Below are 21,206 nucleotides of genomic sequence, written 5' to 3' on the forward strand. Positions count from 1 at the left end.
TTCCTCTCTCTTTCTATTTCAGATGTTTGCGAAGCGCCGACCCAATGCCGTCGACCACGAGCACGCATATGAGGATGGACAGCAAAATGGCGGAGACTTCGTCGTACTTGATCAGGCGCAGAGCCGCCATGAGTTCAAAGCCAATGCCGCCCGCACCCACGATGCCCATCACTGCCGATGCGCGAAAGTGATATTCCCATCGGTAGATGGTGATGTCCGCCAACTGGGGCAAAACCTGCGGTAACACAGCATGGGTGATGACCTGAAACCGGCTTGCGCCCGCGGCCTTAGCGGCCTCCAGAGGTTTCGGGTCCACGTGCTCTATGGCTTCGGCGTAGAACTTGGCCACCATGCCCGTGGAATGCAGGGCCAACGCCAGCACACCAGGCAATGCCCCAAAGCCCACGGCCGCGACGAACAGAATGCCCAGGATGATTTCAGGCACAGACCGAAATGCAGCCAAGATGGTTCTGACGATTCGCCCAACCACCGCATTCGGCGCGGTGTTGGGCGCCGCCACCAGGGCCAGCGGCAACGACGCCAGAACGGTCAGCGCCGTGCCTGCGATCGACATGGCCAAGGTGTCGCGCAGTGGAATGACCCATTGCTCCCAGCGAGCGAAGTTGGGCGGCACCATCTCAGAGGCCAACTGCTGAATGGCAGGAGCCCCTTCGATGAAACGCTGCGCGTCAAAGAAACCGGTGACATGCAAAGCCACCACACAGACGAACAGAACGACACAGGCGGCGCCCAGCCGTCTGAGTCGCCGCTGTCCGTCAATGGCAATGATGGATTCCAAGGCTACCGATGTCATTTCATGCGTCCCAGATCAAGCTTGAGAATCTGTGCTGTGTCGCGAAGAATGTCGTAGGCCTTGTCATCGGTAGCGGCAAAGGCCTCGATACGGAATGATTTGAGAATCTCGGCGTCCTTCATCTGAAGAAAGGCGGCTCGGATGGCTTCCTTGAGCTCCGGCGTGAGATTACCTTGCATCGCAATGGGATAGTTCGGAATGGGTGCCGACAGTTCAAGTTGCACAATCTTGTTGGCATCCACCATGCCCTTTGCGATGAGGTTGTCCAGAATGGGTTTTGACAGAGCGCCGGCGGGAACCTGCCCTGCCTGAACAGCTCGGGCCACGGCATCGTGCGTGCCCAGGTGAACGGGGCGGTAGTCAGTCTCGCCGTTCAGTTGGTGGTTTTTAAGCAAGTGCGCGCGCGGTGCAAGGTGACTGGACGTCGAAGCCTGATCGCCAAAGCCAAACGGCTTTCCTCGAACGTCAGCCAGCGTCTTCACCGGGCCGCCCGCCGTGGCAATGAGAACCGACTGGTAGGTCGGAGAGCCGCGCTCCACGCCAACGGCAAAAGGCTCAATGTTGGGCGCCTTGGACTTGGCCAGCACGTAAGAGAACGGTCCAAAGTAGGCCACCTCGATGCGGCCAAAGCGCATGGCTTCAATCATCGACGAGTAGTCCGTAGTCACCGTAATCTCTATTTCCTTCTTCAGGGTCTGTTCCAGGTACCGCTTCAGAGGCTGTGCGTTCTGAATGATGGTGGCGGCGTTTTCGTCCGGCAACAGTGCAACGCGAAGCTTGGAAGGATTTTTGCCCTCGGCATGGGCGCCAAGTGGCAACAGGGCGGCCAAAGTGGCGGCAGCGATAAATTGGAAACGGCGGCGATTCAGCACGGTAAAAACTCCTTGGATTGAGAGGGGGAATCAAATTGACTGCCCATGTTGGCAGGTGAGGAAGAACGGGACGGTTCGACAGGTGACGACTTCGCGTACAGGGCAGACTGGGCTTCTTCCGTCAACTGCGCTGCTGTCCCGTCGAACACCACCTGGCCCTGGCGAAGGCCCACAATGCGGTCGGCGAACATGCGCGCGAGGTTGACTTGATGCAGACTCACGATGGCCGTGAGTCGGTCTTTCTTGCAGATGTCGTGAAGCAGGGTCAACACACTCTGCGCGGTCGCCGGGTCGAGGCTGGCCACCGGCTCATCGGCCAGCAGCAGGCGGGGCTTCTGCACCAAGGCACGCGCAATGCCAATGCGTTGTTGTTGCCCACCAGACAAGGTGTCTGCCCGTGCTAGGGCTTTCTCAAGCAGGCCTACGCGGTCAATGGCCGCCAGCGCCTCCAGCTTGTCAGCCTTGCTCCAAGGCCACAACGACGCCAGAGATCCGCGGGTGGCGAGCTTGCCCATCAACACATTGGCCAGCACGCTTTGCCGCCCGATCAGGTGGTGCTGCTGGAACACCATGCCGCAGTGGCGCCGATGCTCAAGAAGGTTGCGTTTTGAGACGGTGCCGCCCGGCAGATCGGCCACCGACACCTCTCCGTCTGTGGGGCTAACCAAGCCATTGATGCTGCGCAGCAGCGTTGACTTTCCCGCGCCCGACGCGCCCAGCAGCACAAGGAACCCGCCATGCTGTACCTCCAGCGAGGTGGGCGCAAGCGCTGTGTGACCATCGGCATAGGTCACCGTGATACCCCGCAAGCTCAGATGGCTCTCGCGAATTGCAGTTTTCATAGCTCGGTTTCATTTGTTGTGGTGCGCTAGACGCACACCAGGACTCAAGTGGTCAGAGGTATCTCTCGGGAAAGAGGAGGTTCTGGAAGAAACAGCTTCAGTGGAAGCACAGCTCAAGTCTGGGTGACCAATGTGTCATGAATATGAAACTTTCATCCCTAAAAATGAGGGCACCCATAGATCACATCAATGTCTGGACTCAGCCTCCTCGCAGCCTTGAAGGCCTTTGACGCAACGGCCCGAGCCGGCAGCATGACCGCTGCCGCGAGAGTGCTCGCTATTCAACAACCGACTGTTTCTTCACACATACAGCGCCTGGAGGTCGACTTCGGCGTGGAGCTTTTTCATCGGCGCGGGCGGCGGCTTGAACTCACGTCCTTTGGACGCACTCTGTTGAACTACACCCGGCGTACCTTCAGTGGCGAGGAAGATGCGCACGCACTGCTCGCTGCTGCGAAAAATCAATACGTAGGGCGACTGGTCATCCATGCCATCGGGCCGCACAACGTGCTGCCCGTGTTGAAGCTGTTCATGAAACAGTTCCCCCAGGTCAACGTGGCTGTTGGCGTAGGCGACTCGCGAACCATCACCGAAAAGATTCTTGACTACCAGGGAGACGTGGGCATGGTGCTCAATCACGTCGCTCACCCAGATCTATTTGGCGCGGCTTACCGTACCCAGCGATTGGTGATATTCGGCAACACCCAACACTCACTCGCGCAACGGGCCACTCTCAAACTGCGTGATCTGCAGGGTCAGAGGTTCGTCATCCGAGAGGAAGGATCGACGACCAGACGCGTGTTTGAACAAGAACTAAAGGAGCGAGGCGTCGAGGTGCAGGTGGCTCTGGAGATGGGCAGCCGCGAGTCCGTTCGAGAGGCGGTGGCGGAGGGGCTGGGCCTAGGCGTCGTGGCGGAAACAGCCTACAGGCCAGATCCTCGCCTTGTTAAGTTAACTATTTCAGACACCAGCATGGTGACACAGGTGCACTTCATCTGTAGAAAGGAGCGGCATCAAGCTCCTCTGATCTCGACCTTCCTGGGTTTGGCGCATAGCGTAAGTCAGAAAATTGCCTAGGTATGGAACTTGGATTCCATGCAGCCGTGGGGCATGGGACCGAGGGGCAACTGTTCGCCTGTAGGCCGACTTAAGTTAAGGGTTGTAGGACGCCCGTAATCGCGCGGCGATCCCATCTTGACTGCGGGGCGCGGTCGTGTATCTGAATATGCGCTGTCAGGCTGACTGCCAGCGGTATGGCAGCAGCTCGCCGATCTGGGTGGCGGGCTGCATGGGCAGGCGTGCCATGACATCGCGCAGGTAGGCGTAGGGTCGTGCCCGTTCATGGGGAGACGTGTGCTAGACCATGACTGCAGCTCCCTCGATACCGGTCATCGATGCTGCCGCGCTGCTGGGTGAGCCAATGACAGCTTTGTGCCAGGCACCGTGAACTCAGGTCACGGCCGCGACCGACAGCAACCGCTGCGTAGCAGTCATAGAGTCCTGGAGGTTGAACGGCAGCAATAGGTGGCCGAATTGAATGCAAATCGTTGATGAGTTTGGGATGGAAATCGGTGGAGGACTTGTTGTGCGAACGCCTAGTGGGTTTGCTCCAAAATACTCACCCGGGTGCCCACTTGGCTTCCGGGCAATGGTCGCCACTGCCAATGAAACGCAACAGCCCTACTCTGTTAATCGCAACACCAGTCAACGACTTCCTTCTCAAAGGAAACGCAACAGTAGCCTGGTGCACTTAAGTCAATGGAATAGATTTCTTGTCGGTGACCAAGGCCAGCGGCCAAGCTCATCATGCGGTCACTCATGTCGGCATAAAAGGCGATAACCCAGTAATACTCATATTGTATTGATCTACTTTCAAGGCCATTACTGTCTCTGCGCAACAAATGCAGAATCTGGTCACTCAGGGGCACTGCCTCTGGCCAAAGTGGACACCAATATGAAAACACATGGTCACGCTGCTGATCAACATGGATGGCAGCTATCGCAGCATTAAAGTCGTTCGAAGTCTGGGTTCAACTGACTGCTTTGCAGCGGAAGCGGTCGGTCATGTTCGACGCTTGAGTGACAGGTAAGGGCCAAAAGCGGACGCACCGGAACGACCGGTAACTGGAAGTCAAAAATCATTCAACCAGCAGCCATGTTGACTCTGGCAAATCGCTGTCTACTATGAAAGCTACATGGCTTCTGCTACCTCAATGCCGAGGTACCGCACGGTGTTTTCGAGTTTGGTATGACCCAGAAACGATTGGACCGTCGAATATTCTTCGTGCGGCGGTAAATCAAGGACGCTTTAGTTTTTCGCATGCTGTGAGTTCTATAGGCGACTTGATCGAACCGAAGTCCCTCGATCCACGAATCAAGGATGCGAACCACCTTCCGCTCCACTTTTCGCAGAACATTTCTATTTCTCTCTAGATTTTGTAAGTGATGTGGCTTGATCGATAAAGTCCAGTAACGCTGGCGTATGTTGTTTGCCTCGATGAATCACCATGTAACACTGGCGGGTCATTTTCGGCAGCGTGGTATCGATGCACTTCAAGAGTTTTGCATCTAGCATGTCGCTTACGACCCATTGCGAAAGGCACGCCGCTCCAAGTCCTACTGCAGCCGAGTGTTTTATCGCCTCTGAACTTCCAAGTTCGATGCTGTGGCGGTAGGAAGTGAGATGCGGCAGTAGCAATTGATCTGTTGCCTCTCGGGTACCCGAGCCCGCCTCGCGCAGCAGCCAGACCCAATCGCGCAATGTTTTCAGCGACACGCGCCCTTGCGTCGATTCATTTGCAAGAGTCGGGCGCCCCACCACCACCAGCTCGTCCTGCATCCATGGGGTGACTATGAGTGACGTATGGTGGCAGGGGCCTTCTATCAGCCCCACATCGAGTTCGAACCGGTCCACTGCGTCGCATATTGCTTCAGTGTTGTTTATGACCACCCTTGAATGCCAACTGGTGGCGATGTCTTGGTGCCGTCCACGAAGAAACTGTCTGAGAAGCCGGGGCAGCACGTAGTTACCAATCGTGGTGCTGGCGCCAATCCGCAGCGACTGGGACTGCGCCATGGCATCACGGGACATCTGCTCGATCCCGGCCGCGCCGTCCAGCAGAGCCTGCGCACGCGGCAGCAGGGCCCGTCCGTTGTCGTTGAGCAGCAGGCGTTTACCTGCCCTGTCGAACAGGTGGAGCGACAGCAGGCGCTCCAGCTCCTTGACGGCCGCGCTGGTCGCCGACTGCGACAGGGCAATTTGCGTGCTGGCTGCCGTCGTGCTGCCGGTTTGGGCCACCGCCACAAAAATTTGCAGTTGGCGCAGTGTCAGGCGCAGTACGTCCATGGCTGATTTCCCCGAGTGGTTCGTTTATCTATAAAACAGCTATATCTTACTCAAACAAGTTGTTGGACAGATAAATGTCAGAACCCTACATTCGACCCTGACGAACCAAACCCGATGGAGAACACCATGACCACCGCCGCACCCTCCCGCTCTTCCGCCCCAGCCCTTGCGTCTGGCGGAGCCATTGGAAATGCGATGGACCCGTTGCTGCGTCTGCTGCCTGGCCTGTTGATCAGCGGTGCGCTGGCAGCGTTCGCGATGGCGCTGGGCCGCATCGGCTGGCTGCAGGACCATGGCTTCAGCGCCCTGACACTCGCCATCGTGCTGGGCATGCTGGTCGGCAACACGGTCTATCCGCGTGTGGCCAGCATGAGCGGCGCAGGGGTAAATTTTTCCAAACAAAACCTGCTGCGCCTGGGTGTGGTGCTGTACGGCCTGCGGCTCACGGTGCAGGACATCGGCCACGTCGGCCTGGCGGGTGTGGCCACCGATGCGTTGGTGCTGGGTTCGACCTTTGCGCTGGCATGCGTCATCGGCATCCGCTGGCTCGGCATGGACCGCAAGACGGCGATGTTGATTGGTGCCGGCAGCTCGATTTGTGGCGCTGCTGCCGTGATGGCCGCTGAGCCGGTGGTGAAAGCGCGCGCCGAGCAGGTGACGGTCGCTGTGGCCACCGTGGTGGTGTTCGGCACCATCGCCATCTTTTTGTACCCACTGCTGTTTGAACTCAATCGTCAGTGGCAGCTGGTTCCGGGCGGCACCGACGGCTTCGGCATCTACGTCGGCTCCACCATTCACGAGGTGGCCCAAGTGGTGGCCGCGGCGCGCTCAGTGGGTCCCCACGCGGCCGACACGGCTGTCATTGCCAAGATGGTACGTGTGATGATGCTGGCGCCGTTTCTCATCATGCTGTCGGCCTGGCTGGCGCGGGACGACGCCAGGCGTACCGTGCGAATGACTTCTGTACCGGTTGCCAATGAGCACACTGCACGTCTTGAGGCGCCCATCAAGCCCAAGCTGGCTGTGCCCTGGTTTGCCTTTGCCTTTGTCGGTGTGGTGCTGTTCAACTCGTTGAACCTGCTGCCGCCAAGTGTCGTGGCTGTAACGACCGAGGTCGACACCATTTTGCTGGCCATGGCGATGGCAGCGCTGGGTCTTGCCACCCACATATCGTCCATACGCAAAGCAGGCATCAAGCCTCTCTTGCTGGCGCTGATCCTCTTCACCTGGCTGGTGGTGGGCGGTGCGCTGATCAATCGGTGGGTGTTTGCCCTGATCGGTTAATTATTTTCAGGCTTCTGGAATAAACCGCTGTCGCGAACCGTCTACCTCCATGACAGCAGCAATTGGCTGCTGCAACCAAGTTCAAGTCCTTACCTCAACTTCACTCGTCTCACCTACACAGGAGCTTTTCATGTTCAAAACCCTTTCCCTGACCGCTTGCGCCGCCGCTGTGCTGCTTACCGCCTCTGGCGCCATGGCCGCACCGGCTGATGACGCCAAGACCCACTTCCAGGCCATCGGCTCGGGCGACTTGTCCATCGTCATGCGTGGCTATGCCGACCAGGCCCAATTCAACTGGGTAGGTGGTCCACTGGATGGCACATACGCCAACGCGGATGCCATCCGCGGCGTGTGGGAGAAATTCACCAAGTCGCAAGGTCCGCTGAAGGTCAGTGTCGACAAGCTGGAAGAGTCCGCCAATCCAAAAGGTTCCACCATTTCGGCCAACGTGCAGTTCGAAGGCAAGGCACCCATCAAGGTTCGCTACGTGCTGACCTTCCGTGAAGGCAAGATCGTCAGCGAAACCTGGCAGATTGACCCCAAGCTGTCAGTGGCTGCGTATTGATCGCCAGCTCACCACACACCTTCCCTGGAGAACAGTATGAAAATTCCGCTTTTTCTGGCGACCCTTGCCATCAGCGCAGCCTCGATGGCCGTCAGCGTGTCTGCCGTAGCGGCCGATGCGCCGGCCAAGATGTCTGGCGGCGCACTGGTTGCCGCCAACGGCATGACGCTCTACACCTTTGACGCGGACAAGGCCGGCAGCGGCAAAAGCGCTTGCAATGGCCCCTGCGCCGGGCTGTGGCCGCCATTGCTGGCTGCTGATCAGCCGTCCGGGGAGTACAGTGTGGTGACGCGCGACGATGGCGCGCGCCAGGTGGCCTACAAGGGCAAGCCGGTGTACTTTTACAAAGCCGACCAGAAAGCGGGCGACCGCACAGGTGACAACTTCAAGGACGTCTGGCACATCATCAAGGAATGATGGGCTGACTTTCAGACCGGCAAGACAACCAGGTAATGGCGTGCAAAACGACCTCTACGACGAGAACGGTGACGACCACCTGCTGACCTGGGTGCCGCGCCTGCGCCGTTACGCGCGGGCGCTGGTGGGCAACCGCGAGGACGCCGATGACCTGGTGCAGGACACGCTGGAGCGGGCACTCGCCAAATCGGCGCTCTGGCGGGGTGTCTCGGACATGCGGGCCTGGTTGTTCGGCATGATGCACAACCTGCACGTGGACGGTGTCCGGCGGCCCAAGCTGCACACCGTAATTCTGGATGACGACACCCCCGAGGTACCGGTCGCAGCGACCCAGGGTGAAAGTCTGGCCGTCATGGATTTGCAGGCGGCGCTGGAGAAGCTGCCCGTGGAGCAAAGGGAGATTATTTTGCTGATTGCGCTGGAAGACATGAGCTATGCCGAAGTGGCCGCTACCCTGGGTATCCCCATCGGCTCGGTGATGTCGCGCCTGTCGCGTGGTCGCGAGCGCTTGCGTTCTCTCATGGAAGGCCAACCTGATCCCGTTCGCCTCAAAGTCGTTAAATGAATAGCCTGTCATGAACCCTGTCATGCCCCCCCCAACGCCCGTCACCGAAGCTGAATTGCAAGCTTACGTGGATCGTCAACTCACGCCGGAGCGTCAGCGCGAGATCGAAGCGTATCTGGCCCGGCGTCCCGAAGAGGCGCAGCGCGTTGAAAGCTATCTGGCCCAAAAGCGCGAACTGCGCGCATTGTTCAATCCGGTGCTCGAAGAACCGCTGCCGCAGCGGCTGCGGGAGGCCGCCAGGCCTCGTACGCCGTGGTACCTTCAGCGCATGGCGGCCGGCATCGCGATTGCCGTGGTCAGTGGCGTTGCAGGCTGGGGTCTGCGCGGCGGGCTGGGCGCCGAGCAGGGTGCCGGCATGGTGGCCCAGCGCACGCCCAGTGCCATCACTGTCGCGTCGGCCACCGGGTTTGCGCAGCGCGCGGCGATTGCCCATGCGGTCTACAGCCCTGACGTGAGGCGGGCCGTGGAGGTCGGTGCCGACCATGAAGACCAGCTCGTGGCCTGGCTGTCCAAGCGCATGGGCTCACCCATGAAGCCACCCCATCTGCAAACCCTGGGCTACGCGCTCGACGGTGGCCGGCTGTTGCCGGGCGACAAGGGGCCTGTCGCGCAATTTATGTACCACGACAACGCCGGTGCCAAGCTGACTCTGTATGTGTCCAATGAGGTCAATGCCGTAGGTGCTGCGGCGCAGGGCCAGAAAAACCAGGAAACCGCCTTCCGCTTTGCCCGGGAAGGCGGCGTCAATGTTTTCTACTGGGTCAATGGACCTTTCGGCTATGCCATTTCGGCCGACGCCGACAAGGCCGAGCTCGCGCGGGTGTCCGGCGAGGTATACCGGCAGCTCGATGCGTCGCGCTGAACGTACCTACCACACCGATTGCGTTGACTGCGAAAGGCACGCTAGCCACACTCTGTACCCGATTCATCGAACAAACCTGACAGCCGTTGGCGCGATCAAGAGCGCGACGGTCCATCCCGCTGGCTTACACCAGCGCTGTGCTTGGCCTGCACTTTGGCCAAACCCGTTTTCTTAACTTCCCGAAAGACCCCATGACCGACCCACTCAACGACTCACGCCGCGACTTTCTGAAAGCCGCTGCTGTAATCCCGGCTGTCGCAGCGGCACCGTGGGCTTTGGCTCAAGGTGCCTCATCCGCCCCCGCGTCCACGATGAATGCTTCTGCCAGCGCAGACATCGCTCCCGCAGATCGCGTCTTCATCACCAACGAGGACTCCAACACGATCAGCGTGATCAATCCAGCCAGCAACACAGTGGACACCACCATTAACCTCACCAGCTTTGACGAGGACGTGCGGCCACCGTTTCGTTTTGTCACGGGCGGCGTCATGCCTACCCATGCCGCCATGATCCACAAGCCGCTGTACCACGGCTGCATTGACGCCCACGGCGCGGTGCCCAACCCGGACGGCACACTGCTGGCCACTTCGGGCCGAGGCAGCAGCAACATTTACCTGATTGACGCGGTGAACCGTCGCGTGGTGGGCAATGTGGCCAATCCGCAGGCTGGCGCCACCACCAACCCGGAGCGGTTGTCCAGCGGCATCTTGTTGGGTCGTGAGCCGCACGAGCCCACCTTCACCCGCAATGGCAAGGAGCTGTGGGTCACGCTGCGCGGTGAAGACCGCATCGCCATTATCGACGTGGCGCAGGCCACCCAACAGCTGACCAGCCCGACCGGCATACCCGCGCAAGCCGTTCGCGCGTACATTCCCACGCTTAACGGCCCGGCCCAGGTCTGGTTTTCCAAAGACGGCACGCTGGCTTTTGTCATCAGCCAAAAAACCGCGCAGCTCGATATTCTGCAGGTCAACGCCGACGCGAAAGGCCATTCACGCCCCAAACGCCTGCGCCTGGTGGACTTGAGCAGCCAGGACAAGCCCGCCTTCACGCCGTTCCAGAAACTCTCGCCGGACGGCAGCCAGATGTGGTTGTCGCACAAGCTGGCCGATGCGGTTTCCATCGTCTCGGTGAAAGACCCGGGCACGGTGTTGAGCACGATTGCGCTAGGTGAGCTGGCACGCCCCAATCACCTGGAGTTTGTGGACAATGCGCGCGGCCAGGTGACTTATATGAGCCTGGCGCGTGTGGACGACGGGGGCCCGAACGGCGCCGCCTCCAGCCGCCTGGCCATCATCGACCGCTCGGTGCCCGTGGCCCAGCAAAAAGTGGTGGGCATGGTCTATACCGGCGGCCGCGAGGCCCACGGCCTCTGGACCAACCCGGCCAACAACTTGCTCTACGTGGCGCATGAACAGGACGAACTGCCCGGCACTCCCAATGCCGGTCAAGTAGTCTGCTCCGCTTTCGACGTGTCGTCGCCGCTGGAGCCCAAGCTCATCACCCAGATTCCGCTGGGCGCACTCAAACTGCCTTCCGGCGAATTGCGCAATAAGAAGAGCATCAACCTGGTCTACGTGCGGCCGGGGACCAAGGGGCAGACCGCATGACGGACCACAGCGCGCACGCGGCTCCCGGTGTTACGACGGCAGGGCGCAACAGCTTTGAATCCGACATGGCTACCGGCATGGCCCGCATGATGCAGGACATGCACGGGCCGGGCTACACCGGCAACCCGGATGCGGACTTTCTGGCGATGATGATTCCCCACCACGAGGGTGCAGTGGACATGGCGCGGCTGGTGTTGATTCATGGCCGCGACCCGCTGGTGCGTCAGATTGCCGAGGACATCATTGCCAGCCAGACTGTGGAGATCGCCGCTATGCGCGGGCGTATGGCGGTGCTGCGGAACGGGCCCAACCCAGAGCCGGGTGGTTATCCGGCACTCGGTGCTGTCCGGGGTGGTGGCTGAGCGCGCCTCCAGGTCTGCGGGTAAACCCCTGCGAATATTTTCTGGGGCAATGGAATGTGCGCCCTGGACCACTGCTCTTATACGCATGTTCGACACAGCCGAGTCCCGCTACAACCAATGGGTGCGTGACCACTACCGATTCCTGATGCGCAGCGCGTGGGCCATGAGCGGTTCGCGCGCCGTGGCCGAGGATGTGGTGCAGGATTGTTTCACCAGTGCGTGGAAATACCGCAGCCAGCTCCGGGAACCTGAACTCGCCCGCGCCTGGCTGTTCCAGATCATGCGCCGCAGCGCGCTGCGCCATATGGCGCCCGGCCTGCTCTCGCTGGATGACAACGACGCGCTGGATTTGGATGCAGCCTCACGCGCCGCACCGGCGTCCGGCATTGACGACCGTCTCGATGTGGTGCGCGCCTTGCAAAAAATCGCCCCCATCCACCGCGAAGTGCTGGTGCTCTATTACTTTGACGACATGCCCACCGCCCTGATGGCGGAGGCGCTGGAAGTGGCGACCGGCACGGTTTTGTCGCGGCTGGCGCGCGCGCGTGATGCGCTAAAAGCGGCCATGACGCCGGTGAAATCCACAGACCAGCAGGCAGCGGGGGACTATGCCGAGGACAGCAAGGTCACGTTGCTGCGCAAAAGCCGGGAGTCCTGACCATGAAAGAAACCATCGGGTTGAAGCCCTTCGACGACAGCGAATTTGATCTGCGCGCTCGCGCCGAGTTGGCACTGGCCTACGCGCCGGGTCAAGCGCCCGCCAGCCTGTTCCGGCAGAGTCGCTGGCTGTTGCGTCCCGCGGTACAGCGCGCGATCGCAGCTTTGTTGTTGCTGGGTACCGGCGTCGGTGCCGTGTTCGCCATGCGGCCTCCAGAGCTGGTGCGTGGTGCGATTGAACACGAGTACTACGAGCGAACGCTGCGCGGCAACTTCATGGAAGGCCGGAAAATCCTGGAGCATCTGGGACTGCGTCAATCCCAGACCCTCCCCGGCTACCCGCAGCTGATGCGGCCTTGCGATATTGAAGGCCATTTGGTCTATCACCTGACCACTTTTTTTGAAAAAGGCGGCATGGTGACGGTGTTCGCCTTTGACCAGCCGGTGAAGCTCAGCGAAGACCACGGCTGGTGGGGCAATGTGTACTGGCAGGTGGTGGCGTCGCGTGACGGTAAGCCGCTGGTCATGGTGGCGCAGAAAAAGCATGCGCTGTCGGTCGCTCAAGCCACATTTTCGCCAGCAGATCCGGCCCAGTCACCCCCTTAGCGTTTTGCCACCCACTTTCAGTTCACCAACCACAAGGAGACACCCATGACAGATGGTCACAACACCAAACACCTGCTGCGCCGCAGGCTGCTCGCCGGAGGCGCCGGCGCCCTTGCTGCAGCTGCCTTTGGTCGAAGTGCTTTGGCGCAAAGCGCCGGGGTTGAGCTGCCTTTCGTCAATGGCAAGCGCAATCTGGTCGCTTATCCGGAAAAGCGCCCCCTGATTGTGCTGACGTCGCGGCCACCACAACTGGAAACGCCGTTTGAGGTGTTCAACGATGGCCTGATCACGCCCAACGACGCTTTCTTTGTACGCTATCACAATGCCGGCATCCCGACCACGATTGATGCGGACAAACACGTGATCAAGATTGGCGGCAATGCGGCGGGCAAGCCCTATGAGCTGACGCTGGCCGATCTTAAGACGCAGTTCAAACCCATCGAGTACCTGGCGGTTAATCAGTGCTCAGGCAACAGCCGCGGCCATTTTTCACCGCGCGTCACGGGCGGTCAGCTTTCAAATGGCGCCATGGGCAATGCGCGCTGGGTGGGTGTGGCGCTCAAGGACGTGCTGGCCCGCGCCGAGCTCAAGAACAGTGCGCGCGAGGTCACCTTCAACGGCCTGGATCAGGCGCTGTTTGGCGGCGGTGATTTCGTCAAGTCGATTGAGATGAACCACGCGATGGATGGCGAAGTGATGATCGCCTACCAGATGAACGGCGCGGACATTCCGCTGCTGAACGGCTACCCGGTCAAGCTGATCGTGCCCGGCTATTACGGCACCTACTGGGTCAAGCACCTGTCCGAGATCGAGGTAGTGGACCAGAGCTTCGAGGGCTTCTGGATGAAGCCGGCTTACCGCATTCCCGACAACGACTGCGCCTGTGTCGAGCCGGGGACGGCACCAGCGGCGACGCGGCCCATCGGTCGCTTCAATGTGCGCTCCTTCATCACCTCGGTCCAGAACGGTGGCCGGGTGCGGGCGGGTGAGCAGACCGTGGTGCGGGGCATCGCCTTTGATGGCGGGCAGGGCGTTCGCGAAGTGGCTTACTCCACTGATGGTGGGCAGAGTTGGCGCGGCGCCAGGCTGGGTGCCGACATGGGTCGCTATTCCTTTCGCGAGTTCACCTTCGCATTCACCCCGGAAAAGGGCAACCACGATCTGCGTGTGCGTGCCTGGAACCGCTCCGGCCAAAGCCAGCCGATGGAAGCGCTGTGGCAGCCCGCCGGTTACATGCGCAATGTGGTCGAGTCCGTCAAAGTCACCGCAGTTTAAGGAGCATGAGCATGTCCCACTTTTCAAGGTACCCTATGCCCAAAACCCTGATTGCAGTTGTACTTCTCGCGGTGTCTGCACTGGCCCAGGCTGGCTCCAAATCCATTGACTTGCCGCCTGATGGCGTGCAGCTCAAGCCCAGTATCCTGCCGGGCTACGCCAAGGCGCAGGCCATTTGCGCGGCCTGCCATTCCGCCGAATACATGCAGTACCAGCCGCCAACGGCGGCGCGTCCCTATTGGGAGGCCATGGTCAAGCGCATGAAGACCGTGTTCAAGGCGCCGGTAGACGATGCGGACATTCCGCTCATCGTGGATTACCTGGCCAAAACCTACGGCAACGAGCAGTCGAAGTGAGCGTTGTCCGGTACAGCGTGAAGATAGAGGCCGCTGTAAGGCTCTGACAAGGCTGGCTGTCACGCTGCGATAGCGACTCTTGCCATTGCGGGGCCGCCAGCACCTTTAGCTTCCGGGAATCCGGCTCAAACTTCAAGCGCTGCACCACTGGAACTGGTGGCGTTCGGCTTGGGTGGTTCACGAACGACTGGCAGCGCTGGCAACAGCTACCTTGAATTGTTTGATGGCGTACCGAGAACCGTCATTGATGTGGGCACCGGTTCTTTCGCACGCTTCGGTGACACCCAGGCTGTTTTTTGCCATAGTCGTTCAAACGTCAAACTTGAGCGACCACATATTTTGTATCTGAGCCCGGCACCAGAGTTGTCGACAAGCGATGGTGAATGTCTGCTTTATGGCGGCCAGTTCAGACACTTGGACTTCCGCTTTGTCGTCGAAACCGGTCGGTGGCTCACGACTGATGAAGGACAGCATTCAGTCTCTAGCGGTCGGTCGGCGCCAGGTGCTGAAAGGCCGCTTCTGACCCAATAGCAGCCTGACCAGCAAAAACATTGTGCTGTCCATGTACTGTCAGAACAGGTGTCCATTTCATCCAGATTTAGCAAGAAACTCTGAGAGTCGTTGCGATGCCAGTTTTGCTATGGCTTTGGCGTGATCATGCCGAGCTTTTTTAAGCTCGGCAGCCAACTCTTTTGCCGATGGGCGGCTGCGCGTTTTCCGCTTGAAAGAGGCCGCCATCAATGCCGAAATTTCATCGCTGGCGGCCTCCACGAGAGGCAACAGAGCGTCTCTATGCAGTGGCGAGTAGGCCGCCAGTGGAGATGCCTTGGCTCGCTTCAAGACCGAGCTGACGGTGATTTTTGTTCTCGCGTCGGCAGGTTTGGCCGCCGCCTTGATTTCCGTCGTCGCCTCGGCTTTGAGTTGGGCAAGCGCGTCATGGAAGCGCTGCCTGAAATCGAGGCCCGCTTTGGTCAGCTTGGGCTGCGGTAACTCCTGCATTGGCGTTACTCTCGGCTCGTCCAGTTTCTCCCGCCTAGCAGCGACTGGCTCGCCCAGTTCAGCTACGCTAGGCGCCGCCGCTTCAGACGCAGTCCGTCGATAACCGTCGATGGAAAAAACTCTACTCATGGACAACCTCCACGTTCGACGGCTTGTCATGCCGCTTGAGAATTCTCTCGGCGGTCGCCACGAACCGTTCGCTTTCGCTCTTCATAAGGCGCGTTGATTTTGGATGGGCCATGATCTCCTCGTGGAGCCCGGCAGACTGCCTCCAAAACTCCTCGTTCTCCGGCCCGGTGCAAAAGAACTTGCAGCGTCCGCAGACGCTGGGTTCGGACCGGTCTTCAATCGGGCCGACCTGACCTTCGCAAGCGCCACCCTTGTCGCCACCCTGTAAGAGACAGTAACCCCACTCCATAGCCTGAACGTCCAAAAAAAACTTCTTGATCTGTCTGTCGATGTAGGTGGCGGCATCCTCCACGGTGAGAACCTTCGCCCCTAGACGCAATGTATCGCACACGGCCTTCAAATCTTGGGCGACGCCGACCGAGACATGCCCTTCGCCGAATACAACAGATTTTGCGATATCTTGGGCCAGGCCTTGTTTCTCGAGAGTCAGATAGCTGGCGTTCAGAGCGTCTTTGGCGTAGGCCCAAACCATGTCGCGCGACACATGGCGAAAATGTCTCCTCACGGCGTCGAGGTTGCCTTGATGTCTGCGCAGGAAGAAGTAGGCGAAGAAGCGTCGGAATTGGTGTGTTGTGATCCGCTGCTCGTCGCCGGTGAAGTGGGTCCAAGACGCGCTGAGGCTGTCGTTGATGGACAAGCTGTTGGTGAGTCCCCCGACAGAGGTCCGGAAGATCGAGCCGCCCTCCACGTCCCGGTCTCGGCGAGTGGTGGGCCACGCGGCCCGCGCGTTGAGCTCAGACAGGCGCTTGACCGCCAGTGCAACAATGGGTGGGACAGGGCGAGAAATGCTCTGACGCGGGTTCGCGGCAGTCTTGCGGATTTTGGTGGTAAGGACGTGTCCGCTAGGTGTTTCGCTCAGAGAATCCCATTCGATGGACATGATTTCGCTTGCTCGCCATCCGTTGAAGCCTGCGCAGACGACGTAGCAGAAGCCTTGGAAAGCGAGCTGGACGGAGCGCGCGACTTGGCCTAGCCAAAGGAGGTCTAGCTCGATGTCGGTGATGCCCCTCTCTTCAATCGAGGGCGTGAGGCGCCTTGGAAGGAGTCCAACGAGAGGCCCACCGAAGGTCGTTCTCGCTTGGTTCAAGCTAGCTTCGAATCCTGGGTTCTCGCGCATGAAGCGCCGCGCCTTAGAAAGGTTGTTGCCTTCAGCTTGGGAATAAAGGTCATGGGCTGCCAGAATCCATTTGGTGGCCTCGAACTTGTTTTCGACCCAGTCCACGGCCATCGTGAGCAAGAGGCGTGCGGTGTCCTCGGAAAGCATTGGAGTCGATCCCGTGGGCTTCAGGTTGCGACTTAGACCGATGTTGACGGCTCGCTGGCTCGGATCGAACGACAGCCCGTCGCTAATGGTGCCTGATCCCGCCGGCCCGAGGCGATGAAGGTGCCCCAACGTCGCTAGAAATCGTCTCGCGTGTGACGACGTAACCGGGGCGCCATCGAGCAAGCCGGAATGTCGAAGCTGCGCTTCCTCAACATCGGCCGCTATTGCCGCCAAGAAGGAATGAACACCTTTCGATTCGAGGTGCGTGGCCAAGTGACGCAGGAACCCAGCGAGGAGAACCGCGGTGCCGGAGCTGCGAACCCTGCGATAGCCAGCGTCCACCCCTTGGTCCATGGCAGACAGAAATTCTTTACAGGCTGTTCGGAAGTTGTAGGGAATGGTGCTGAAAGTGATCACGCCCGCTCTGCCCTGTGATGGGTTCGCGTCGTTGGCCCGCCACGCGTCCGCGTCGAAGGCGTCGTTCGTCCACGACGGCGACGTGCGAGCGTTGAGGCGCGGCGCCGGGAACTCGATGCGGGCAGGTGCGTGGGGGGCCGAAGAAGTAGTCATTTGCCGTCCATGTGGATTCAGTGCAGTTCGGGAAATGGAAGTTGTATGTCGCGGTCCATCGCAGCCGCTTCCGCCCTGTTGCGGCGGGAGAACAGTTGCAACGCCTGGGCAAACAGAGTGCGCTGTGGTTCGTATTGGCGTCTCCATCGACCCGGGCTGTCTCTTAGCAACCTATCCCGCGCCGCATCCAAATGCGCGATCCACTGGATTACCCGGAGGGCATTCAAAGGTGTGTCGATGAAGATGACTTTGTCGTCAATCATGCTAGCACCCATGCCGAGATTGAGATCATCGTCAACCACCGCCCGCGCGGCGTCGCGTTCGATAGACAGCGTCGTCGCTACGGCCTCGGCGTCGGCGTCGGGCGGCAAGACGATAGGTGGTGCGGATAGCCATGCCACCAAGCTCGCTTGGCCTTCTCTGACTTGCCGATCCAGGTGATCGCGGGTCTGGATGTTGTTTAAGTAGGCCGACTCCAACACGCCCACGTCGCGGCGGCCGTCCATGGCTGCGGTGGAGTTGAAATCTCGACCGAGCCTGGCCGAGGCGATGTTGATCGCGGTGTTGCGGATCAACGCCAGGGAGATTGACTCCAAATGCGCGAGCAAAGGAGACAGCGTTTCGGTCGTCTCCGACGCGGGCTGCATCGGCGAAAAATATCCACCGAGGTATCTGCGAGTAAAAACCCAGACATCGTTCGTCCACGCTTTGTCGGCGAAGCTTTTGACGCGTCTCTCATTGCCCTCGCCATTGGCCCACAGAAACAACTCGCCGCGCAAGTGGATTGGGGCCTGGCTGCGCAGTTCCGAGGAAGCTAGGACGATCTTTTCCCACATGCGAGGGATCGTCTTGGCGTTGATGCCGCCTTGGGGAAATGGCATCGCCAGCTGCTCGCCGCCGCCGCGTGGCTTATCCCAACGCAGGCGTTTAACGCCAGGTTGTTCGTCGTCTACGAGACTGGCTAATTTGAGCTGGGTTGCGCTCATGGGGTTCACGTGCGCCGCGCACAACAGCGAAACGCCGAGCCCCGCCGTAGCCGCGGAGGGGTGGAAGTGGGAGACGACCTCGGGGGTGGTTATCCGGCAATCCCGCTCTCGGGCCCTTTCGATCAGCATGCCCAGGGCACGCCCCGCGTGGGAGTCTGAGTCCATTACGCTTCTTAGCGCGGACGGTCGACCCAAAGGAAAGCCTCCGTATTCGAGGTGCAGCAGTTGAACTATCAGCTTCATCCAGTCGGATCGATGTCCGCCAATGGACCATTCGAAATCTTCCGCCCAAACTGGAATTTCGAGCAAGGGAACATCAGGGTCGCGTAGAGCCGCCTTAATCTGCGCGACCGTCACTCCCATCCCGTGCCACACCCCATACTGGGAGGCGATCGCTTTCAGGCTGCGTGTCCAGGATGGAGGTTCGCTTTCGCGCGGCCGCGTCACGTTTACGGGGACTACGCCTCCCAAGTGCTTCTCGCAGATCGATTTGCAAAGGCTTAACGCATCGGCGCGGGTCAGCGACGGTAGCTCGCGGTAGGAGGCGAACCAATCTGGCGGACGCCAGCCCGCGACCACCTCTTCCCGCCAACCTTTGGCGATCTGGATGCGGGAAAACATGGCGTCGAGTTCCGTCCAAGCCGCCTTGATCCACGCGGCGAGGGTCTCTTCGTTGAATGTGTCGATTCCGTCGGCGTGCGTGGGGGCGTTCAACGCGGTGGCGAACGAGGCGCCAGAACTACTCAGGCTAGCCGCAACCTGCGCCGAGCTTGCGTTGTCCGGCAACTGAAACCGCGTAATCGCGCCATGGGCCATGAGCATGCGCGCCGTGCTGGCGGCCTTTCCGTAAGCCGACTGCGCGGTTGATGCGGCATTCCGCCCAAAGACTTCGTTGCGGTAGTCGGCCAGCAACGATGCGGAAAGATGGGTCTCGCTTCGTTCATCGCAAAAGTTGGCGAACTGGCGGAGCAATGTCGATGAGAGAAGGTTGCTGCGCCGGCGCGAGACCGGTCGGTCGTTCTTGGACTGGCCGAGGACAAACGCTTTCGCGAGCAGGCTGGGGATACATGTGTTTGATGTGGGCGTCGGCCTGAAGTCGTAAGCATTGCCGTCGAGGTCCTGGGCAATTGGTGACCGAGGAGCGTCCAACTGAACGACATCCGCGCCAAAGGTTAGGTCGAGAGCCGTTAGGCGTTCTTTCACTCAGGATGCTCCTGCGTGGGAGCATCAAAGCACCCGTCGTTGACGATGCGGGCCCGTATAAGTCTATCCGATTGAAGCTCGTCGAATTTGACGTAAATTTCGCTGGTGTGCTCATGCTTGTGGCGTAGAAGCTCTTTGACGATGGCCCGGGTATTCGCGTTGGCGAGCCGGGCGGCCTTCGCCGCGTTCGTGCCGAATGAGGATCGATGGTCGTGAAAGCGCGTGTCGAGGCCTGCTGCCACGGACGATCGCCTCCATGATTCGCCGATATAGTCCGGCGAGACGGCCTGTCCTCTGCGCTTGCCGCGTTCGTTCAGAAAAATGTTGGGCGGCGGTTCATAGTCTGCGTCCCGAGTTTGAAAGCCCTCGACCATTGCAACGCGGTGGATGGATATGAAGTCCTGGACCTTCTTAATGAAGGGAGCTGGCACCAGCACGGAGTCGAGCCTGCCGCTCTTGGCTGAGAAGATTTCAATGCTCTGCGTCTTGTTGCTTGGGTTGAGCGGTTCGAATTGATCCACGCGCAAAGCCGCGACCTCGCTGCGTCGAAGACCCATGTATCGCGCGGCCTCGGCAATGAGCTCGTCACGGAGGAGCAGGGAGGTGGTTTTCCTTGGGGTCGCGGCCAAGACCTTGTCGAAGTCCGCGCGCGTCTGCGGCTTCACGCTCCTACGGGTCTTGTTTGCGAGCTTCACGGGTGGCGAGCCTTCCGCCTTCTTTGATTGGACGCCATCGTTGCGTTGCAGGTGGAAGGGAAGAGTCTTGATGTGGCCCTTGACCTGAGCCCAGCGGTAGTACTCCTGGATATGAATCATCCGCAGGCGGACGGTTCCATTCGCGCAGCCTTCACGCGTGAGCATCGCGGAGAAACGTTCTGCGGCTCCACTTCCAATGTTTCGCCAATGGAGGTCATTTGCGGCCAGCGCCTTCAACCAAAGCGCAAGCGTCTTGGCGTATGAAGTGAGGGTGTGCGGCGAGCAACCTCGGATGCGCAAATCGAGAAGCCACGCGCTTTGCTCCATTGCAAGCAGCCCATCGACAAGGATCATGGGCACGCCTGGCCACCCCTGTCCGTGTCGCATTAGGTGGTCGTCAGATAAAACAATTTCGGTGGAGACATCCATTTAAAACACCAGGGTAAAACGATGGTCATTTTCTCTCCAAATTGGCAGCCTCAAAGCAACTGCCGCATTCAAATCAGGGGACCTATCCAATGAGGAAAGATGGTGTCCTCTAATTTTGCTGTTCGCTTCTTCGTTGTTCCTTTTGTCGAATAGCAATACAAAATTCACTGTTCATGAGTTTTTACTGGGTTAAGGCGAAGTTGGCCGACAGCGCGACTAGGCCTTCCTGCTCTTCCAAGTGCCGGATCTCGAACCACGGCGCGCCCATCTTGATACCCAGCGCCTTGGCCTCATTGCTGCGCGCAATCGCACAACCATCATTTGAAGATAGCACAATCACTGGACGACCGTTCAAGCTGGGCCGGAACACCCGCTCACAACTGACATAAAAATTATTGCCATCAACCAGAGCGAACATGACCAGAGCCTTTGAACAGG

20 protein-coding genes and 3 pseudogenes are annotated in these 21,206 nt (G+C 59.6%); 12 read left to right on the plus strand and 11 right to left on the minus strand.

Annotation, left to right across the window (positions count from 1 at the left end):
• Positions 1 to 13: 13 nt before the first annotated feature.
• From phnE to phnC, 3 genes are read right to left on the minus strand one after another with little or no spacing between them, the layout of a single operon-like run.
• Positions 14 to 814 carry a phosphonate ABC transporter, permease protein PhnE gene (phnE, locus tag B9Z44_RS12310; protein ID WP_094478845.1) on the minus strand — a complete coding sequence of 267 codons (801 nt, stop codon included), beginning with the start codon at positions 812 to 814 and terminating at the stop codon, positions 14 to 16.
• The gene (phnD, locus tag B9Z44_RS12315; protein WP_094478847.1) at positions 811 to 1,686 is read right to left on the minus strand and encodes a phosphate/phosphite/phosphonate ABC transporter substrate-binding protein; all 876 of its coding nucleotides are present in this window, start codon (positions 1,684 to 1,686) and stop codon (positions 811 to 813) included. Before phnD ends, phnE begins: the two co-directional genes overlap by 4 nt.
• Positions 1,680 to 2,528 carry a phosphonate ABC transporter ATP-binding protein gene (gene phnC, locus B9Z44_RS12320; protein ID WP_008903163.1) on the minus strand — a complete coding sequence of 283 codons (849 nt, stop codon included), beginning with the start codon at positions 2,526 to 2,528 and terminating at the stop codon, positions 1,680 to 1,682. Before phnC ends, phnD begins: the two co-directional genes overlap by 7 nt.
• Positions 2,529 to 2,717: 189 nt before the next feature.
• Between phnC and B9Z44_RS12325 the strand changes: the two genes are divergently transcribed.
• A complete protein-coding gene (locus B9Z44_RS12325; protein WP_094478849.1) occupies positions 2,718 to 3,605 on the plus strand; it encodes a LysR substrate-binding domain-containing protein in 888 nt (295 codons plus the stop codon).
• A gap of 156 nt (positions 3,606 to 3,761) precedes the next feature.
• On the opposite strand, the pseudogene B9Z44_RS12330 reads toward B9Z44_RS12325, so the two are convergent.
• The 3 genes and pseudogenes from B9Z44_RS12330 to B9Z44_RS12340 all read right to left on the minus strand — a co-directional run.
• Positions 3,762 to 3,871, minus strand: a pseudogene (locus B9Z44_RS12330) (transposase domain-containing protein); the annotation flags it as partial.
• 848 nt (positions 3,872 to 4,719) lie between these two features.
• A pseudogene (locus tag B9Z44_RS15380) lies at positions 4,720 to 4,877 on the minus strand (tyrosine-type recombinase/integrase); the annotation flags it as partial.
• A 70-nt stretch (positions 4,878 to 4,947) separates the two neighbouring features.
• Positions 4,948 to 5,874, minus strand: a complete 927-nt coding sequence (locus tag B9Z44_RS12340) for a LysR family transcriptional regulator (protein ID WP_108402564.1) — start codon at positions 5,872 to 5,874, stop codon at positions 4,948 to 4,950.
• A gap of 195 nt (positions 5,875 to 6,069) precedes the next feature.
• Between B9Z44_RS12340 and B9Z44_RS12345 the strand changes: the two genes are divergently transcribed.
• From B9Z44_RS12345 to sorB, 11 genes are all read left to right on the plus strand, one after another.
• On the plus strand, positions 6,070 to 7,158 hold the full coding sequence (locus B9Z44_RS12345) for a YeiH family protein (protein WP_108402565.1): 1,089 nt from the start codon (positions 6,070 to 6,072) through the stop codon (positions 7,156 to 7,158).
• Positions 7,159 to 7,288: 130 nt separating this feature from the next.
• Positions 7,289 to 7,723, plus strand: coding sequence for a nuclear transport factor 2 family protein (locus B9Z44_RS12350; protein ID WP_108402566.1), 435 nt, complete (start codon positions 7,289 to 7,291; stop codon positions 7,721 to 7,723).
• 84 nt (positions 7,724 to 7,807) lie between these two features.
• Positions 7,808 to 8,140, plus strand: a complete 333-nt coding sequence (locus tag B9Z44_RS12355; RefSeq protein ID WP_425437202.1) for a COG4315 family predicted lipoprotein — start codon at positions 7,808 to 7,810, stop codon at positions 8,138 to 8,140.
• Positions 8,141 to 8,180: 40 nt separating this feature from the next.
• Entirely contained in the window at positions 8,181 to 8,705 is a 525-nt protein-coding gene (locus tag B9Z44_RS12360; protein ID WP_108402568.1) for an RNA polymerase sigma factor, read from the plus strand.
• A gap of 10 nt (positions 8,706 to 8,715) precedes the next feature.
• A complete protein-coding gene (locus tag B9Z44_RS12365) occupies positions 8,716 to 9,567 on the plus strand; it encodes an anti-sigma factor family protein (RefSeq protein ID WP_108402569.1) in 852 nt (283 codons plus the stop codon).
• Between the two features lie 191 nt (positions 9,568 to 9,758).
• Positions 9,759 to 11,177 (plus strand): YncE family protein, encoded by a 1,419-nt coding sequence (locus B9Z44_RS12370; RefSeq protein WP_108402570.1) that lies wholly within the window; start codon positions 9,759 to 9,761, stop codon positions 11,175 to 11,177.
• Positions 11,174 to 11,539 carry a DUF305 domain-containing protein gene (locus tag B9Z44_RS12375; RefSeq protein ID WP_108402571.1) on the plus strand — a complete coding sequence of 122 codons (366 nt, stop codon included), beginning with the start codon at positions 11,174 to 11,176 and terminating at the stop codon, positions 11,537 to 11,539. Before B9Z44_RS12370 ends, B9Z44_RS12375 begins: the two co-directional genes overlap by 4 nt.
• 85 nt (positions 11,540 to 11,624) lie before the next feature.
• Positions 11,625 to 12,197, plus strand: a complete 573-nt coding sequence (locus B9Z44_RS12380; RefSeq protein WP_108402572.1) for an RNA polymerase sigma factor — start codon at positions 11,625 to 11,627, stop codon at positions 12,195 to 12,197.
• A gap of 2 nt (positions 12,198 to 12,199) precedes the next feature.
• Complete coding sequence (locus B9Z44_RS12385; protein WP_108402573.1) at positions 12,200 to 12,802, plus strand: hypothetical protein; 603 nt, start codon at positions 12,200 to 12,202, stop codon at positions 12,800 to 12,802.
• Positions 12,803 to 12,847: 45 nt separating this feature from the next.
• Positions 12,848 to 14,077: a SorA family sulfite dehydrogenase catalytic subunit gene (gene sorA / locus B9Z44_RS12390; protein ID WP_108402574.1), complete on the plus strand. Its 1,230-nt coding sequence runs from the start codon at positions 12,848 to 12,850 to the stop codon at positions 14,075 to 14,077.
• A 35-nt stretch (positions 14,078 to 14,112) separates the two neighbouring features.
• Positions 14,113 to 14,433, plus strand: a complete 321-nt coding sequence (gene sorB / locus B9Z44_RS12395) for a SorB family sulfite dehydrogenase c-type cytochrome subunit (RefSeq protein WP_108402575.1) — start codon at positions 14,113 to 14,115, stop codon at positions 14,431 to 14,433.
• A gap of 588 nt (positions 14,434 to 15,021) precedes the next feature.
• Here sorB and B9Z44_RS12400 read toward each other — a convergent pair.
• The 5 genes and pseudogenes from B9Z44_RS12400 to B9Z44_RS12420 all read right to left on the minus strand — a co-directional run.
• Positions 15,022 to 15,561: a hypothetical protein gene (locus tag B9Z44_RS12400; RefSeq protein WP_108402576.1), complete on the minus strand. Its 540-nt coding sequence runs from the start codon at positions 15,559 to 15,561 to the stop codon at positions 15,022 to 15,024.
• The gene (locus B9Z44_RS12405) at positions 15,554 to 17,455 is read right to left on the minus strand and encodes a site-specific integrase (RefSeq protein WP_108402577.1); all 1,902 of its coding nucleotides are present in this window, start codon (positions 17,453 to 17,455) and stop codon (positions 15,554 to 15,556) included. The genes B9Z44_RS12400 and B9Z44_RS12405 overlap by 8 nt, the downstream gene beginning before the upstream one ends.
• Before the next feature lie 17 nt (positions 17,456 to 17,472).
• The gene (locus tag B9Z44_RS12410; RefSeq protein WP_108402578.1) at positions 17,473 to 19,644 is read right to left on the minus strand and encodes a hypothetical protein; all 2,172 of its coding nucleotides are present in this window, start codon (positions 19,642 to 19,644) and stop codon (positions 17,473 to 17,475) included.
• Entirely contained in the window at positions 19,641 to 20,693 is a 1,053-nt protein-coding gene (locus B9Z44_RS12415) for a tyrosine-type recombinase/integrase (protein WP_170108503.1), read from the minus strand. Before B9Z44_RS12415 ends, B9Z44_RS12410 begins: the two co-directional genes overlap by 4 nt.
• A 265-nt stretch (positions 20,694 to 20,958) precedes the next feature.
• Positions 20,959 to 21,186: pseudogene (locus B9Z44_RS12420) on the minus strand (Y-family DNA polymerase); the annotation flags it as partial.
• Positions 21,187 to 21,206: the final 20 nt, after the last annotated feature.

Origin of the sequence: Limnohabitans curvus (assembly GCF_003063475.1) — a bacterium.
GTDB classification, from domain to species: Bacteria; Pseudomonadota; Gammaproteobacteria; order Burkholderiales; family Burkholderiaceae_C; genus Limnohabitans; species Limnohabitans curvus.

Excerpts from the sequence above, each read along its gene's own strand:
- B9Z44_RS12365 (WP_108402569.1), top strand. The coding sequence starts at position 8,716 with ATGAACCCTGTCATGCCCCCCCCAACGCCCGTCACCGAAGCTGAATTG.
- B9Z44_RS12375 (WP_108402571.1), top strand. The coding sequence starts at position 11,174 with ATGACGGACCACAGCGCGCACGCGGCTCCCGGTGTTACGACGGCAGGG.
- B9Z44_RS12415 (WP_170108503.1), bottom strand. The coding sequence starts at position 20,693 with ATGATCCTTGTCGATGGGCTGCTTGCAATGGAGCAAAGCGCGTGGCTT.
- B9Z44_RS12385 (WP_108402573.1), top strand. The coding sequence starts at position 12,200 with ATGAAAGAAACCATCGGGTTGAAGCCCTTCGACGACAGCGAATTTGAT.
- phnC (WP_008903163.1), bottom strand. The coding sequence starts at position 2,528 with ATGAAAACTGCAATTCGCGAGAGCCATCTGAGCTTGCGGGGTATCACG.
- B9Z44_RS12355 (WP_425437202.1), top strand. The coding sequence starts at position 7,808 with ATGGCCGTCAGCGTGTCTGCCGTAGCGGCCGATGCGCCGGCCAAGATG.
- B9Z44_RS12405 (WP_108402577.1), bottom strand. The coding sequence starts at position 17,455 with ATGACTACTTCTTCGGCCCCCCACGCACCTGCCCGCATCGAGTTCCCG.
- B9Z44_RS12370 (WP_108402570.1), top strand. The coding sequence starts at position 9,759 with ATGACCGACCCACTCAACGACTCACGCCGCGACTTTCTGAAAGCCGCT.
- B9Z44_RS12400 (WP_108402576.1), bottom strand. The coding sequence starts at position 15,561 with ATGAGTAGAGTTTTTTCCATCGACGGTTATCGACGGACTGCGTCTGAA.
- B9Z44_RS12350 (WP_108402566.1), top strand. The coding sequence starts at position 7,289 with ATGTTCAAAACCCTTTCCCTGACCGCTTGCGCCGCCGCTGTGCTGCTT.
- sorB (WP_108402575.1), top strand. The coding sequence starts at position 14,113 with ATGCCCAAAACCCTGATTGCAGTTGTACTTCTCGCGGTGTCTGCACTG.
- B9Z44_RS12340 (WP_108402564.1), bottom strand. The coding sequence starts at position 5,874 with ATGGACGTACTGCGCCTGACACTGCGCCAACTGCAAATTTTTGTGGCG.
- B9Z44_RS12345 (WP_108402565.1), top strand. The coding sequence starts at position 6,070 with ATGGACCCGTTGCTGCGTCTGCTGCCTGGCCTGTTGATCAGCGGTGCG.
- phnE (WP_094478845.1), bottom strand. The coding sequence starts at position 814 with ATGACATCGGTAGCCTTGGAATCCATCATTGCCATTGACGGACAGCGG.
- B9Z44_RS12380 (WP_108402572.1), top strand. The coding sequence starts at position 11,625 with ATGTTCGACACAGCCGAGTCCCGCTACAACCAATGGGTGCGTGACCAC.
- sorA (WP_108402574.1), top strand. The coding sequence starts at position 12,848 with ATGACAGATGGTCACAACACCAAACACCTGCTGCGCCGCAGGCTGCTC.
- B9Z44_RS12325 (WP_094478849.1), top strand. The coding sequence starts at position 2,718 with ATGTCTGGACTCAGCCTCCTCGCAGCCTTGAAGGCCTTTGACGCAACG.